We start from the raw sequence: 15,244 nt of genomic DNA, 5'->3' as shown, positions 1-15,244 counted from the left end.
CCCGGGCGTGAGCCGCCGCGCGCCCGGCCTGTCGCCTCACGGATTTGTCCCATCGCATCAAAACAATGGAGCCTCACCCCTCGCCTATGAAAAGTCATCCCGTAGTTGAAGCCGAAAAAGACATGAAAATCCCCGAGGTTCTCCCGGTTGTCGCGGTGCGCGACACCACCCTCTACCCCTTCATCATCTTTCCCTTTTCGGTCGGACGGGAGACGGGGGTCGCGGCGGTCGAGGCCGCCCTCAACGGGCACCGCATGCTGGTGATGCTGGGCCAGCGCGATCAGAACGTGGATACACCGAAAACCACCGACCTGTTCGAGATGGGGACCGTCGCCAGCGTGATGCGCATGATCAAGTTGCCGGACGGGCGCTTGCGCATCCTGGTTCAGGGAATCAGCCGTTGCCGGGTCGAGTACTTCACCCAGGAAGATCCCTTCCGCGAGGCCAAGATCCAGTTGTTGCAGGATCGCGAGCCGCACGAAGACAAGTTGAAGATCGAAGCGCTGATGCGCAACGTCAAGTCCCAGTTGGAGCGCAGCGCCTCGCTCGGGAAGCCGGTCTCCTCGGAAGTCCTGGTGATGGCCAACGGCATGGAACAGGCCGGCCGCCTGGCCGATCTGGTGGCCAGCAACATCGAGATCAAGTCCCAGGAGGGTCAGGCGATCCTCGACGAGCTCGACGTCTTCAAGCGTTTGACGGCGGTCAACGAGATCCTCACCAAGGAAGTGGCCCTGCTGGAGATGCAGGCCCAGATCCATTCCCAGGCGCGCGGTGAAATGGATCGCTCGCAACGGGATTTCTATTTGCGCCAACAGCTCAAGATCATTCAGTCCGAACTTGGCGAGGGCAACGAGGTTCAGGACGACATCAACAATTACCGCACCAAGATCAAGGATCTGGAGCTGCCCGAGGACGCCCGCGAAGAAATCGAAAAACAGTTGCGGCGCATGGAAAACATGTCGCCCGATACGGCCGAGACGGGCCTGATTCGCACCTATCTCGACTGGATGACCGAGCTGCCGTGGGGCAAGTATTCCGAGGACCACCTGGAACTCAAGCGCGCCAAGCGGTATCTGGACAAGGAACACTACGGCCTCGAGGAGATCAAGGAACGCATCCTCGAATTCCTCAGCGTGCGCCAACTCAACCCCAGCCTGAAAACGCCCATCCTGTGTTTCGTGGGCCCGCCGGGCGTGGGCAAGACCTCGCTCGGGCAATCGATCGCCAAGGCGCTGGGTCGCCAATTCGTGCGCATCTCGCTCGGTGGCCTGCGCGACGAGGCCGAGATCCGCGGTCACCGCAAGACCTACGTGGGCGCGCTGCCCGGCCGCATCATCCAGGGCATCAGCCAGGCCGGTACCATGAACCCGGTGTTCATGCTCGACGAGGTGGACAAGATCGGCCAGGATTTTCGCGGCGACCCCAGCGCGGCGCTGCTGGAGGTACTGGATCCCGAACAGAACAAGTCGTTTCGCGACCACTACCTCGGTGTGCCCTTCGATCTCTCCCACGCCATGTTCATCCTCACGGCCAACACGCTGGACACCTTGCAACCGGCCTTCCGCGACCGGCTCGAAGTCATCGAACTGGGTAGCTACACCCTGGAGGAGAAAGTCCAGATCGCCATGCGCCACCTGGTTCCCAAGCAAACCAGCGAACACGGCCTCAACCGCAAGCGCATCGCCTTTTCCAAGCCGGTGCTGCAACGGGTGATCGGCAGCTACACCCGCGAGGCCGGGCTGCGCAACCTGGAACGTCTGATCGCCAAGGTGTGCCGCAAGGTGGCACGCAAGGTGGCCGAGGGCGAGGACAAGCTGTACCGGATCACCAAATCCAACCTGACCGAGTACCTGGGACCCATCAAGATCTTTCCCGACTTCCGCCTCAAGCGCAACCAGGTGGGCGTGGTGGCCGGGCTGGCCTGGACCTCGGTCGGCGGGGAAGTCCTTTTCGTGGAGATCTCGCGCATGCCCGGCAAGGGCAACCTGGTGCTCACCGGCCAATTGGGCGAAGTCATGCAGGAGAGCGCCAAACTGGCGATGTCGCTGATTCGAACCCGCGCGGAAAAATACAGCATCGACACCAAGACCTTCTCCGAGTCGGACATCCACATCCACTTCCCCGAGGGCGCCACCCCCAAGGACGGCCCCAGCGCGGGCATCACCGTGGCCACCGCGCTGCTCTCCTGCCTGACGCAGCGGGAAGTGCGGGCCGAGGTCGCCATGACCGGCGAGCTGACCCTGCGCGGCGACGTGCTGCCGATCGGCGGCCTGAAGGAAAAGGTACTGGCCGCCTCGCGCGCGCAAATCAAGACCGTGCTCTTTCCCAAACTCAACGAGAGCGATTGGCAGGAAATCCCGGAAGACATCCGCAAGGGCCTGGAGTTCTTTGCCGTGAGCGACATCGACGAAGTCTTCAAGGTCGCCCTCGTCTGAGTTCCCGAATCGGTGGCGTTCCGCCGAAACCGGACGTGGGTCCCTGGCCGGATCCTCGCCGGGAATCGGGTATTCGACGCCCGATTTTTCGGCCGAATACCCGTGATTCTTTGGTTTGGCTCTCGAGACTTGCGTTAGAATTAAATGCACTCTGATGGCATCATAACGAGTCGGCAGAACTTTTCGCCGAACCTCGTAGTGACCCGCTTCTTAGGGCGGTTTTAAGCTATGTTTTGGGCTTCGAGCTCAGGTTCATCAAAATAATTCTTTATTCAAGACGCTTGTGCTAAAGTGTCTTAACTCAAGTTTGGCTAAATTGGAGCGCCTCCGAAGATGGGCATCAAGGTCATTGCCGAGAATCGCAAGGCACGACATAACTATGAAATATTAGAGAAGCTGGAAGTAGGATTGATGCTCCAGGGTTCGGAAGTGAAGGCCATGCGTGAGGGACGAGCCAACCTCACGGACGGCTTTGCGCGGTTCAAGGGCGATGAATGTTACCTGCAGTCCATTCACATCGCACCGTACGTCAACGGGGGTTATGCCAATCACGACCCGGACCGACCGCGCAAGGTACTGATGCACAAGCGAGAAATGAATCGCTGGATGGGCAAGTTGAAGACCAAGGGCTTGGCGGCCATTCCCTTGAAGTTGTATTTCAACAAGCGTGGTTTCGTGAAATGCGAGTTGGCCTTGGCCCGCGGTAAAAAATTACACGACAAACGCGAGACCTTGAAAAAGAGAGTCATGGATCGAGAAGCCCAAGCCGCGATCAAGTCCAGGCGCGGGGGGTAGGGACGGTATGGAACTTTGGTCCGCTGATCGAGTGTGCATAAAAGGCCGCTTCGAAAAAGACTGGGGCATCATGGTCGACGACGAGGGCGTCATCCAATCGATCGGCCCACGCGAGCAACTGGTCGCCAACGCCAAGAGCGTGCGCCAGTATCCCGACCACATTCTCATGCCGGCATTCATCAACCCCCACCACATCGGCTTCACCCGTATTTTCCGCGGCCTGTTCGATTTCAACGCACCCTTCCAGGAGCTGCGCCAAAAGTTGGTATGGCCTCTCAGCCAGGCCATCGACACCGAATTGTTCGAAGCGGTCTACCGCATCGCCCTGGCCGAGCAGGCGCTTTCCGGCGTCGCCGCAATCGGCGAATTCCACTACCTGCACAACGGCTATTTCAAGGAGCCGGGGCGCGGCAATTTCGGCGAACTGATCATTTCCATCGCCAAAGAGATCGGTATGCGCGTCAACCTGGTCTACACCTTTTTCGACCAGGGCGCCTCGGAAAGCACCAAGGCTTTCATTCAACCGCTGGACACCTCTCTCAAGGAATTCAAGGATCTCCAGGATAAGTACAAACACGATCCGCTGATTCGCATCATGCCCGGCATCCACAGTTTGGAGCACACCTCGTCGGAGGCCATCATCGCCGCCGCCGAGCTGGCCGAAACCTACGACACCAAGCTGCACGTGATCCTCGCCGAGCGCGAAACGGAGATCGAGAACGCCCAACTGCAGTACGGCACCTCGCCACTGCGGGCCCTGCAGAAAATGGGCATTCTGAGCAAACGCCTGGTGGTCATCAACGGCACCCACCTGGAAGACGAAGAATTCGGCATGCTGCGCGAGCTCGAGAACCCGGCCATCGTCTGCCCCACGGCCTCGCTTGCCCGCGGTGACGATTTCCCCAACACCTTGGGTCTGATTCGCGAGGAAATCCCCATCGCGGTGGCTTCCAGCACCATCGGCATGAGCAACGTGTACGCGGTGCCCACCGAGATCCAATGGCTGGAGTTCTCCCAACGCAGCCTGCAAAAGACCATGAACGTCCTGTGTTCCCAGACCGATATCAATTCGCTCTGGGAACTCGGCAGCACCAATGCGGCCTCCGCGCTGGATCTCAATCCGGCCCTGCTGATGCCCGGCTCGCCCGCCGATTTCATGCTGATTCGCATTTCCGATGTAGGCTTCCGCCCCCACTTCAACTACAACGACAATCGTTTTCTGAACCAGTTGGTGTACGGCTGGGGCAACCAGGTTCACATGACCCACCTGATGATCCAGGGCAAGATGGTTGTCAAGAACGGCCATCTCAATTACGATTTGGGCGAAAGCGTGCAAAAGACCGAGCAGTGGAGCCAGGCGGTTCTGCGCTCCATGGAAAAGTCGGCGGGAAAAACCGCCGAGGAATTACCCACCGAAACACCGCGCTGAGTATCTTTTCCCACCTGACTCGTCGCCGCACCCAGGAAGGTTGGCTTGAGAAAGCAAGAGCGGGCCAGGTTCGTCATGGCCAAGCTGGAAGAACTCTACCCGGAAGTCCCCATTCCCCTGGATCACCAGGATCCCTACACGCTGCTGATCGCCGTTTTGTTGTCGGCCCAGTGCACCGACGTGCGCGTCAACAAGGTCACGCCGCACCTGTTCGCCAAGGCGGATACCCCGCAAAAGATGATTGGGATCAGTCCCGAGGCGATTCGCGAAATCATTCGGCCCTGCGGCTTGTCGGAGCGCAAGGCCCAGGCGATCTGGGACCTGTCGCACATTCTCCTGGACAAACACGGCGGCCGGGTTCCCCAAAGTTTCGAAGATCTCGAAGCCCTGCCGGGGGTCGGTCACAAGACCGCCTCGGTCGTCATGGCCCAGGCCTTCGGCGTTCCGGCCTTTCCCGTCGACACCCACATTCACCGACTCGCCAACCGCTGGAAATTGACCCAGAGCAAGAGCGTCACCAAGACTGAAAAGGACCTGAAACAGGTGTTCCCCCGCGATCGTTGGAACCGGCTGCACCTTCAGATCATTTTCTTCGGGCGCGAGTATTGCCCCGCCCGCGGACATGCGCCGGACGCCTGCCCGATCTGTTCGGTCATCGCCTGAGCCACCCCCCTCATCCGGTTTCGAACACGTCGCGACAGCCAGGTGGCTGTGTTACACTAGCGACGTGTTGAAGTATGGAGGATCGTATGCCCTCAATGCATTTAGCGTTTCTCGGACCCTGGGAAATCGCGTTGATCGTTGCCCTGGTTTTTATTTTGTTCGGGGCCAAGAAGTTGCCACAACTGGGGTCGGGCCTCGGTTCGGGCATTCGCAATTTCAAAGACGCCATCTCGGGAAAAGAAGAGCCTCAAAACCTGGAATCCGGCGAATCACAACCCAAAAAAGAAGAGGAAGCGGGGTAAAGGGAATCTCCTGACAGCCCCCGGCGATTCAGGGAGAATCTAACTTGAACTACGTCCGGTTTATTTTCGGTTGGTTGGTCTACCGCATCAAAGCGGCGTTTTGGTACATGGGCTTGGCATTTCGCCTGTGGTTCGCCATTGGACTGGATCGAGATTTCGACCACAGCAAGGAAGAGAACCTTGCCGAGGAGTTCAAATACCCCGGCAAGAAAACCTACCGGCGCTATCTCGGCAAGCCCATCGATCAATCCACCTGAACGATCTCGATGCCGGGTATCGGACAGCCACGACTCGCTCGCACTTCGCGGCCTTTCGCGCACGTCACCGATACCCGTCTCGCGCATGGCCGCGCGAACGGCCCGGGTCCGGCAAGGCGGCGATTGTCATCCGGTCGAAACGTCCCGGTTGACGGATATCGTCCGTATTCCAAGGGTGTTTCCCAATTGGTGTATTTCCGTTTCCGGATCGACGCTCAATTGTTGGGTCGATAGGGTTCCGGAGCGCTCGAGGCCACCAGACTCTGGGACCGGGTGAAGTACTTCGTCAGCAGGTTGAACAGCCGATCCAAGGCTTCCACGTCGTTCCCCTTGAGGGTGACCTTGGCCGCGTGATGGCTTTGGTCGAAGCGCGGATAGGAGCCGATTTCGATCTGTGGAAACTGAGCCTGGAAGGCATGCAGTTCACCGGCAAAAACCCCTTCCTCGGCAGAAGTGAGCAGCTCGGCGTAGTAGCGGCGCGGCACCGACGGCAGCACCTGAATCACGCCCTCCAGTTTTTTCACGAAGATCTCGGGCAGGCCCGGCAACACGAAGCAGTTTTCCACCTTGATGATGGGCCACTTGCTGCTGCCCGCGTAAACCAGCTCGGTGTTGCGCGGTACGCGCGCCAGCCTCAGCGCCGCCGCGGTGATGCGATCGCCGTAGTACTTGCGAATCCCCGCTTCCAAATCCGGATGCAGGTACAGTTCGCTGCCGAACGCCTCCCCATAGGCTTCCAGGGTCACGTCGTCATGGGTGGGACCCACGCCGCCGGAGCTGATCACGTAGCGACTGTTTCGACTCAATTCGCGAATGGCGGCCGCAATCACCTCGCGGTCGTCGCGCACCATGCGAACCTCGTCTACGGCGTATCCCGCGATCGCCAGTTCGCGAAGCATGTGCTTGAGATTGGTTTCCTCGATTTGGGCCGAAAGGATTTCGTTACCGATGATGAGAATGGAAATCAAGGGACGCTCCGATGAAAAACAGGTTGGGTCGCCGGCTGGATCGGGCAGGTCGACGCAGTGGGTTGGTGTCGAGAACCGAGGAAGGAACGAGGAAGTGAATCGATCGAGGCGCGCAACACCGAATTCCGCAGGCGGGTCCGGAGGCGGACCGCGAGAAATGGGGGCGTCGGTCACGGCCATCGGGCTTGCGACACACCCCGGATCGCAACGCCAGGGGCTGGATGAGAATCGAAAGGGAATTATAGCAACGCACGGGCGTGTCCAAGTCGGAGAATTCTCGCGGAACCCCGGGGGGTTTGTTTAACTCCATGAAACCAAGCCACTTGAAAACGTGTCTCGCGACCAGGAAACATCGCGTTTTTCAGGCCTGGATATTGCATGATACCCCCTGTATCGCATCGGGAGCCAACCCTTTTCGGGCCGACTCGATGTGGTTACCATCAGGACCATCTTCTTGTTTCGGGTAACTGTTTTTTCGTTCATTTGACTGCTAGTTGAATCGCTCCATTGATCAAGCCTCTCGCGATGTGAGGTGACATCCCTTAAACTCTCGAGGCCCCTTTCCGGGGCCTTTTCTTTTTTGGACCTCTTGTCACCAATCGCCATTTTTACCCCGAAGATGTTCTTTTTTTCCGGACGGGACTCGCCCGGCCCCACGTTTCCGGTTACAATGGCCTCGCATTCCCTCTATCCCAACCCTCGCTTTTCCTTGCGGTTCGATTACATCGCCGGAGCGTTTCGACTGTCCTCAGAACCACAACCCCCACCGCCGCATGGAAACGTGCGTGCGTTTCGGGAGGAGGTTTTACCCATGACCGGGTTCCGTTTCATCATCGTCCTTTTGTTCAGCCTTCCCGCCCTCGCCTGGGGAGACACCACCTTCCAGGAACAATCGGGCCGGCTTCAGGCCATCAACGCCTATTTGCTGGATTTCCGACCCGCCGGTGCGCCCACCAAACCCGATAAGCGCGCCCTCGAACTGGTGCTGGACCTATACCCGCAACCCAGCATCGACACGCGAGTCGGTCGCAAGGACGAACCGATCGATCCCCCCAACCTGGTGCCCAAGTTTCGCGGCCGCTATTTGCTGGCCTCGGGCCTGCACCTCGGTGCCGCCTATGCGCCGGGAATCGAATTCCAAGATTACGAGGCCGAATTCATCTCCCTGGAACTGGGCTACCGCTTCACATTGGCCAAAACCCACTTCGCCCTGCGTGCCAGCTACAGCGACGGGGATGTGGAAGGGCCGGTGACCGAACCGGACGTCACCGATCTCTTCGATTTCCAGAACCAGGGAGTCGACCTCAGCGTGGGGCGCATCTGGAAGGATTTCGAATACTACGGTTTTCTCGGTGTGAACGATATCGAAACCCGCCTCGATGTGGAAGTGGATGGTGCGATCCTGCGCCACGAGGAAGATACCTATTACGGTGGGCTCGGCGTCACCTGGCGCAGAGGTGCTCTGTTCGTCAACCTGGAACAGAACGCGACGGACGATTTTTTGAGAAACCTGGTGCTCAGCGTGGGCTACCGATTTTAGGAGGTTGCATGTACAGGAGTTGCGTTCTTTTTGCGGGAGCCCTGATCGTTGCCCTGGCCACCGTTGCCTGCTCGGAGGCCGACACCCTGGGTGAGGACCCACCGGTGGAGATCGTGATTCAGGGTGAACCCACCTGGGAAAACGGCATCGGCGAACTCGTCACGCTCAAGTGCGGCTACTGCCACGCCTACCCCAAACCCGAGGTCGCCCCCAACGACATCGTCACGGATCTCGACCTGACGGTCTACGATACCGCCATCGTCGACGGCACGGTGATTCGCGGTGCGGATGCCATCGGCCGCTGGATCTACGAGGGAATTCTCGATCAGCCGGTGACCTTTTTCGACGATACCTCGATGCCGCGGCAGATGCCCCTGGATTACGGCACCCAGGTCACCGAACGCGAAAAGGCCTACCTGGAAGCCTGGAGCGACGCCGGTGCACCGCGCAACGACCAACCCGATCCCGACGACGGTGACCCCGAAAACGGCGGCCAGCTCTACGTGCGCGGTTGCGACGCCTGCCATCTGTTTGGCGAAGGTTTCGAGATCGACGGCCTGGTCATCGGTCCCGCCATGCGCCGCGATGCGATCAGCACCGCCAAAATCAAGAGTATGTGGCTCGAGCGCATCGATCCCACCACTCCGTTGACCGATGGACAGGCGGCCGACATTCGCGCCTTTCTGTTGACGCGCGTGACCAAAAACGAACCGTCGATTCACCCGTGACCCATGCGATCCTGTAAAAAAACCCGCCTTTGCCAAAAATGATGCTAGGGGATCATGTAGAATGACCAAAGGCGTTTCATGTTCATTTCGCCAAAGCCTTCTCGTTGGGTTTTGATTATGATGGGGACAACCTTTGCGCATTACCAGCTCCTCAACCGCATCGGCGGCGGTAATACCGGTGTGGTCTATGAAGCTTACGACATCAAGAACGATCGAAAACTTGCGCTAAAAATTCTCCAAAACAACTTTCTTCTCACCAAAGAAAAAAAGGCCCGCTTTCTTCGCGAACTTCAAGCGGCCCGCATTTTGGAACACCCGGCCCTGGCCCGTATCTACGAGGCCGACGAGTTCGAGGGCGCCTACTATCTGGCGATGGAATACGTGGAGGGCCAGGAGTATTCGGATATCATTCAACACCACCCCGAAGGCATTCCGCTCGATTTGTTCTACAAGCTGATGCTGCCCGTCATCGAGGGAATCGCCTTCGCCCACGAGAAGAACTTGGCCCATCGCGACATCAAACCCGACAACCTGAAGCTGGATCGCAAGGGACATCCCAAGGTGCTCGATTTCGGCTTGGTGAAGTTCCTCGACAAGACCGACGGCGGACACGACGACAGTTTCCAGACCATGGCCGGCATGGTCATCGGCAGTGCCGGTTACATGTCACCGGAACAGGCCAGCGGGGAGCCGCTGGACAAGCGCACCGATATCTTCTCGCTGGGTATCGTCATGTACGAGTTGCTCTCGGGTAAAAATCCCTTCCACGCCTCCAACGCCTTCGCCACGATTTCCAAAATTCTGACCGCCACGCCCATCAGCCTCGAGTTGTTGCGACCCGACCTTCCCATGGAACTGTGCCAGATCGTGATCAAGTGTTTGAACAAGGACATGGTTGCCCGTTATCCCAGTTCGCGCGCGCTCTACGAAGCGATTCAGGAGGCGAGGGAGAAGGCGACTGAATGACCGGTCATCGGTTTTCCGTTCTCATTTTCGTTGCAGCGGTCGTCACGGCGGTCTCCGCCTATTTCCTGAGCCTGCCCGAAGCCTCGTCCACGGCGGATCGGCTGAGTCGCCGCCGCGACGCCCTGATTACCCAGTACTTGATGTACAAGACCGCGGAACTGCAGGATTTCAAGACCCTCAAACCGGTTTTGGAGTCGGCTTTGGAACGCAGCGAGTACGACCCCCAGATCGCGGTACCGGTAGGCTTCATCTATTTCCACGAAGGCCGGCAGGAAGAAGCGCTGCAGGTTCTCTCCAAAATGGAACGGCACCCGAGGGGCGAGCTGCTGCGCTTCGTGATGCTGGCCAGGCCCGATCCACCGGACAATTGGGATTCCGTATCGGTCAAGGATTGGATCGACGCCCAGTTGGCGCTGGGTGCCTACGAGATTCTGAACAAAGAGCGCGAATCGGCGGAGATGCTCGTGCAGATTCGCCATCACGAGAACCAGGCTCGCGGCTACACCCAGATCCAATGGCTGATCGAGGTGTTCGCCGTATTCGGCTGGGGCCTGCTGCTCAGCATGTATTTTTCGCAGCGGTATCTCAAGCTGGAAGGGAAGGAGTTCTTCAAACTCAAGCCGCTCTACCTGCCGGTGGAGCACCTGTTCCCGTTCTACGGCTGGTACCTGCTGGCCTACCTGGCGATCTCCTTCGCCGCGGAATTCGCGTTGCCCGGCCAACCGGGTATTCTCCGGCGCATCGTCTCCTACCTGCCGGCGATGGCGATCGGTTTGATTCTGGCCAAGCGTATCTTTTTCCACTCCAGCCGATTCCCCATGATGGACTCGCTCGGGCTCGGCAACCTCCAAATGAAATGGATGAATCTGTTCCAGATCCTGGGCGGATTGGCGGTGCTCTACGCCTCGTACACCGCCTCGATCCTGATCGAGCGAATCTGGCCCTTTCCCAACGTGATCGACAATACACAAAACCGTGCGATCATCGAGGATCCGATCATGGGCAGTGTCTTGATCGTGTTCTTGTGCGTGGTGGTTCCCTGTTTCGAGGAAATCCTGTTCCGCGGGCTCATCTTCCGTCTCCTGCTGGGCAACACCAAGCCCTGGATCGCGATTCTGACCAGCAGCCTGCTGTTCATGTTGATGCACCCGTTACCGGCCTGGCCGCAGATATTCGCCATCGGTTGCGGCTTGGCCATCATCTATTATCGTTCGGCAAATCTGTTGATCAGTATTTGGGTTCACGCGCTATGGAACTTCACCGCCTTGTTGATGGTCATGTTCGGCATCATGTAGGTGGTTTTGGGTCGAATCAACGAGCATCGGACGATCGGTCGCGCACCGACGACCCGGAGAAAATCGACGTACCGAGTCGCATTCGTTTCTCGTCGCGGTTTTTTCGTCAGGTGAGCCTGCAGCGAGATACCGAACCTCTATAGCGAAAATTCTTCATTTTTTGGTAAGGTTTTGAAGCTTGCGAACCTATTCAGCATAACCCCAGCCCAGACCGCTCCCTTTTTCGCCTGGAGGACCCGGATGAAACCTTTGTTGTTATGGTGTCTTTGCCTCGGCTCACTTTCCGCCACCGAATGGCAATGGCCGGTGAACACCCATCACGGCGTCACCGGGACCTTTGGAGAATACCGCGGGCAGCGCTTCCACATGGGTTTCGACTTTTCCACCGGCGGCGTGGAAGGCGCCGAAATACGACCCGCCAAGGCCGGTAGGGTGGTTCAGGTTCGTGCGACCCGTCGAGGATACGGGTTGGTGATCTACGTTCGGCATCCCGATAAAAAAACCACCGTCTACGCCCACTTGGCGGCGTTCGGTCCCAAGGTCGCCGCCGCGATCCGCAAAAAGGGGAAAGATCCCACCAAGCGATTCGGGACCCTGCAGTTGAACCAACCCGTCCAGACCGGGGATATCATCGCCTGGTCGGGGGAGAGTGGCGCGGGCCTGCCGCACCTACATTTCGAGGTGCGCGACGAAGACAACCGCCCACTCAATCCCACCTATCTCGACTTTCCCGCCCTGACCTTCGACACCGAAGCGGCGCTCGGCAGGGTTCGCCTGGTGCCGCTGAACGACGCGGCCCGCGTCAACGGCGATGTCGGCCCCTTTGTCGCCGAGCCCGGACGGAAGACCATCCAGGCCCGAGGCCAAGTCGGTATCCACGTGGAGGCCTTCCTCAAGGGACCGCGAGGCAGCAAGCTGGCGCCATCGGCCATCCGAATCACCTTCGAAGGCAAGACCCTCGCCCATTGGCAACCGAAATTCATCGACTTCAACCACCAGCGCGATGCCGGCTTGGTATTGGACCCCTATCACTCCGGTTTTGGACCCACCACCTTTTTCTATTGCTTCGACGGTCGCACCGAATCGGTGGGAACCATGCCGTTTCTAGAGATCGAGGGCATCGCCGACATCCAGGCGCCCGCCACCTTGGCCATCGAAATCCAAGATTTGGAGGGTCAGAATCGAACCTTCACCAAGCGTCTGGATCCCGAGGCCGCGGTGTTGCCCGCACCCAGGGAGCCGCAGCCGGTACTACCCACGACGCTCGGCGCCAGCTTGATTCGCGACCGATTGGGACTGGTGTCCCACGAAACCGAGGGGACCCTTTTTCTTCCCCAAAAAATGGAAGGTCTCGAGAAAGGAGTCCCTTTCTGGACCGAATTCAAGGCGGGCAAGCCCGCACACGACGTCGTATGGCGGACCAACGCCGGCCGACTCAAGCGCGTGGTCGGCTGCCTGCCCGATCAAAGCGATTGGGAGTACAAGATCGGCCCCTTCCATCTCAAGGGTATCAAACTAGTGGGGCTGCCACCCACGGCCGTCATTTTGGAGCCGGCCGACCCCAAAGTCATGACCGGCGTTTTGGAGTACAAAAGCCCGGTCCTGCGCTTCGGAAGGCACGGCTGGCCCACCAAGGGCCTGTTCGTCGAGGCGAGCGGCTCGGTTTCCAATCAGGCACCGGACCTGGGGCTTTACGGGTGGTCGGCCGTCAAAAAGAAATGGAGACATTGGAACGAGTGGAAGCCCGAATCTCCACGCCGCGCCAAAGTTCCCTATCTGACCCCGCTCGTCCTGGCGCGCGACATCAGCCCTCCCGTCATTCTGAAACCCAAAGTGCACAAATACTTCGTGGGAAAACGCATCGTCATTCCCGTTCGCGACGAGGGCAGCGGCATCGACAATGAACGAATTCGGGTCACCGACACGTCGGGCGAAGTGGAAAGCGATTACGACCCCGATCGCCGCTGGATCGTGCTGAACGACCCCGATTCGAGCGGGCCATGGACGGTAAGGGTCGTCGATCAAGCGGGCCAGAGTACCGAGATCAAAAACCTGAGACTTAAATAATTCGGGAACCGTCTCCCCTCAAAATACGGCGCTTTCGAACGCCTCGACCATCGCCCGGCAAGCCGATCGACATTCGGAACTAGCGGTAGTAAAGACTGAACTTCTTCAATCGCATGACCATCGATGCGGAATGGATGCGACGGCAGGGAATCGAACGGCGACCCACCGCTAGGAGTCGATCGTCCCCCGAGACCGGCACTCGGGCTCCGATACGACACTCCTTCGATCAAGGCACCCGGCCCGGGCGATGGATCGGGCCCGACTGGGCTCCAAACGAGGCGAGGAACGGCATCGTTACGCGAGAAAGGGTCTGGGGGGTACTTCGGAATCCAAGCCCCAAAATGAAGGTGTTACGACGGCGAAAATACCATGATCCCCCGACCCGACCACCACTTGGTGCGAGAGAGTCGTGCTCCCTTCTTGCCAAGATGGGTCGAATTTTAGCAAGCCATTATCATCCAGGCCTTTACGAAAAAAAAGAACCATTTTGAATCCATGCCGCAACACTAAAAAAACAGGTTGCGCCATCAATACAGCGAAAGACGGAAGTAGTAGCCCATCGATTCAGATATACTATGCACTCCGGTTTTGGCATGCTTTGCAATTACCGCTTAATTAAGCTATGTTTTGGTTGCGTTGCGCGGTCATAGGTTCGCGGAACACTAGGCAAGCGTCACTGATTCAATTTATTTCTATAATAACTCTTGATTTATGATAATATTTTCAATCATTACATCTCGAAAGGTGAAACATGGGAAAACTTAGAACTGAGCCAAAGGTCAAACCGTTGGTAACGGATGCTGAATACAAGCACTATTTGAGTATTCTCCAAGAAGCCCAATCTTGCGCTAAAGAACACCATGTTTATTGGGATTTAGAGGATGGCGAGAACCCCAGCAAGATTCGCAAGGGTTTCATGTATGTTGCAGAGAAGGAAGATCTTCCCGTGGTGGTACGGCGCGAGCGCGGTACCCGTAGCTTATCCTTTTCCTTCAAAGAGGGCGAAAAAGTGGTCAGCAACAGGATGTCCGCCAAAGAGAGCCGTGGCCGCATCGTGTCTGCACTAGAAGACGCCGGACGTCCCCTCCAAAAATCGGACATCATCTCCGCAACTTCGATTAGTCCTTCTACATGGAACATCCGAATCAAGGAGCTCATCGACGAGGGTGTGGTCTCGCGCGAAGGTGATCGCCGCGACACGAAATATTCTTTAATAAAAAAATAACAGCAGAAACAGCTTCTCACCCTGACTTTTCTCGGGCAGCCCCCTTTCCGTGGCAAAACACTTGGGGGCTTTCGCCGTTTTTTGGCGCGAATCCGGACCGCGAACGAGGCCCCGCAAACCCGACGAGGACAAAACGCAGGACAACCGCCGGCTCACTCGCCGCGACAACCATCCGTGCCCGTCGCGGTTTTTCCAACCCGAACCAGCCCGACAGGATGATGGTAAGACCCGAACATCACTGCGGGGCTGCCGAATGGGCCTCATAAACTGCAATTCTTAAAAACAAAAAAGCCCGCCAGCTTGACGCTTCGGGCTTTTGTGTAACCGCTTGGGTTCGCTTTTCCCACTGTGCAGAAAGTGGTACGCCAGGAAGGATTCGAACCCTCGACCGACGGCTTAGAAGGCCGTTGCTCTATCCAACTGAGCTACTGGCGCACAATGGCGATACACCGGGAAGTTCGATGGTCGGGGAGACAGGATTCGAACCTGCGACCCTCTGCTCCCAAAGCAGATGCGCTACCAGGCTGCGCTACTCCCCGTTAAGCCTCAGCATCCTACCGCTTTCAATGGGTGT

13 protein-coding genes and 2 tRNA genes are annotated in these 15,244 nt (G+C 58.0%); 12 read left to right on the top strand and 3 right to left on the bottom strand.

Annotated features, from left to right (window positions below):
• Window positions 1-86: 86 nt before the first annotated feature.
• From lon to J3U87_RS14990, 6 genes are all read left to right on the top strand, one after another.
• A complete protein-coding gene (gene lon / locus J3U87_RS15015) occupies window positions 87-2,435 on the top strand; it encodes an endopeptidase La (RefSeq protein ID WP_237383867.1) in 2,349 nt (782 codons plus the stop codon).
• A 333-nt stretch (window positions 2,436-2,768) separates the two neighbouring features.
• Window positions 2,769-3,230: an SsrA-binding protein SmpB gene (gene smpB / locus J3U87_RS15010; RefSeq protein WP_237383866.1), complete on the top strand. Its 462-nt coding sequence runs from the start codon at window positions 2,769-2,771 to the stop codon at window positions 3,228-3,230.
• 7 nt (window positions 3,231-3,237) lie between these two features.
• Complete coding sequence (locus J3U87_RS15005; RefSeq protein WP_237383865.1) at window positions 3,238-4,659, top strand: amidohydrolase family protein; 1,422 nt, start codon at window positions 3,238-3,240, stop codon at window positions 4,657-4,659.
• Window positions 4,660-4,704: 45 nt separating this feature from the next.
• Window positions 4,705-5,322, top strand: a complete 618-nt coding sequence (gene nth / locus J3U87_RS15000; protein ID WP_237383864.1) for an endonuclease III — start codon at window positions 4,705-4,707, stop codon at window positions 5,320-5,322.
• A 74-nt stretch (window positions 5,323-5,396) separates the two neighbouring features.
• The gene (locus J3U87_RS14995; RefSeq protein ID WP_237383863.1) at window positions 5,397-5,624 is read left to right on the top strand and encodes a twin-arginine translocase TatA/TatE family subunit; all 228 of its coding nucleotides are present in this window, start codon (window positions 5,397-5,399) and stop codon (window positions 5,622-5,624) included.
• A 44-nt stretch (window positions 5,625-5,668) separates the two neighbouring features.
• Complete coding sequence (locus tag J3U87_RS14990; RefSeq protein WP_237383862.1) at window positions 5,669-5,881, top strand: hypothetical protein; 213 nt, start codon at window positions 5,669-5,671, stop codon at window positions 5,879-5,881.
• Window positions 5,882-6,096: 215 nt separating this feature from the next.
• Here the strand turns inward: J3U87_RS14990 and J3U87_RS14985 are convergent, their stop codons facing one another.
• Window positions 6,097-6,849: a competence/damage-inducible protein A gene (locus J3U87_RS14985; RefSeq protein WP_237383861.1), complete on the bottom strand. Its 753-nt coding sequence runs from the start codon at window positions 6,847-6,849 to the stop codon at window positions 6,097-6,099.
• A gap of 811 nt (window positions 6,850-7,660) precedes the next feature.
• Between J3U87_RS14985 and J3U87_RS14980 the strand changes: the two genes are divergently transcribed.
• The 6 genes from J3U87_RS14980 (at window position 7,661) to J3U87_RS14955 (ending at window position 14,670) form a co-directional block, all read left to right on the top strand.
• On the top strand, window positions 7,661-8,389 hold the full coding sequence (locus J3U87_RS14980; RefSeq protein ID WP_237383860.1) for a porin family protein: 729 nt from the start codon (window positions 7,661-7,663) through the stop codon (window positions 8,387-8,389).
• A gap of 8 nt (window positions 8,390-8,397) precedes the next feature.
• Entirely contained in the window at window positions 8,398-9,117 is a 720-nt protein-coding gene (locus tag J3U87_RS14975; protein ID WP_237383859.1) for a hypothetical protein, read from the top strand.
• 117 nt (window positions 9,118-9,234) lie between these two features.
• Entirely contained in the window at window positions 9,235-10,083 is an 849-nt protein-coding gene (locus tag J3U87_RS14970) for a serine/threonine protein kinase (RefSeq protein ID WP_237383858.1), read from the top strand.
• Complete coding sequence (locus J3U87_RS14965; protein WP_237383857.1) at window positions 10,080-11,378, top strand: CPBP family intramembrane glutamic endopeptidase; 1,299 nt, start codon at window positions 10,080-10,082, stop codon at window positions 11,376-11,378. Before J3U87_RS14970 ends, J3U87_RS14965 begins: the two co-directional genes overlap by 4 nt.
• Window positions 11,379-11,618: 240 nt before the next feature.
• Window positions 11,619-13,445 carry a M23 family metallopeptidase gene (locus tag J3U87_RS14960; RefSeq protein WP_237383856.1) on the top strand — a complete coding sequence of 609 codons (1,827 nt, stop codon included), beginning with the start codon at window positions 11,619-11,621 and terminating at the stop codon, window positions 13,443-13,445.
• Window positions 13,446-14,196: 751 nt separating this feature from the next.
• Window positions 14,197-14,670: a winged helix-turn-helix transcriptional regulator gene (locus tag J3U87_RS14955; protein WP_237383855.1), complete on the top strand. Its 474-nt coding sequence runs from the start codon at window positions 14,197-14,199 to the stop codon at window positions 14,668-14,670.
• A 358-nt stretch (window positions 14,671-15,028) separates the two neighbouring features.
• Here J3U87_RS14955 and J3U87_RS14950 read toward each other — a convergent pair.
• Together J3U87_RS14950 and J3U87_RS14945 are read right to left on the bottom strand one after the other, a co-directional pair.
• A tRNA-Arg gene (locus J3U87_RS14950) sits at window positions 15,029-15,105 on the bottom strand.
• 27 nt (window positions 15,106-15,132) lie between these two features.
• A tRNA-Pro gene (locus J3U87_RS14945) sits at window positions 15,133-15,209 on the bottom strand.
• Between the last annotated feature and the right edge of the window lie 35 nt (window positions 15,210-15,244).

It is taken from the genome of Sulfidibacter corallicola, from assembly GCF_017498545.1.
In the GTDB taxonomy this organism is placed as follows: domain Bacteria; phylum Acidobacteriota; class Holophagae; order Acanthopleuribacterales; family Acanthopleuribacteraceae; genus Sulfidibacter; species Sulfidibacter corallicola.
The sequence above is the reverse complement of the archived record's forward strand: the minus strand, read 5'-3'. Positions and strand labels throughout refer to the sequence as shown.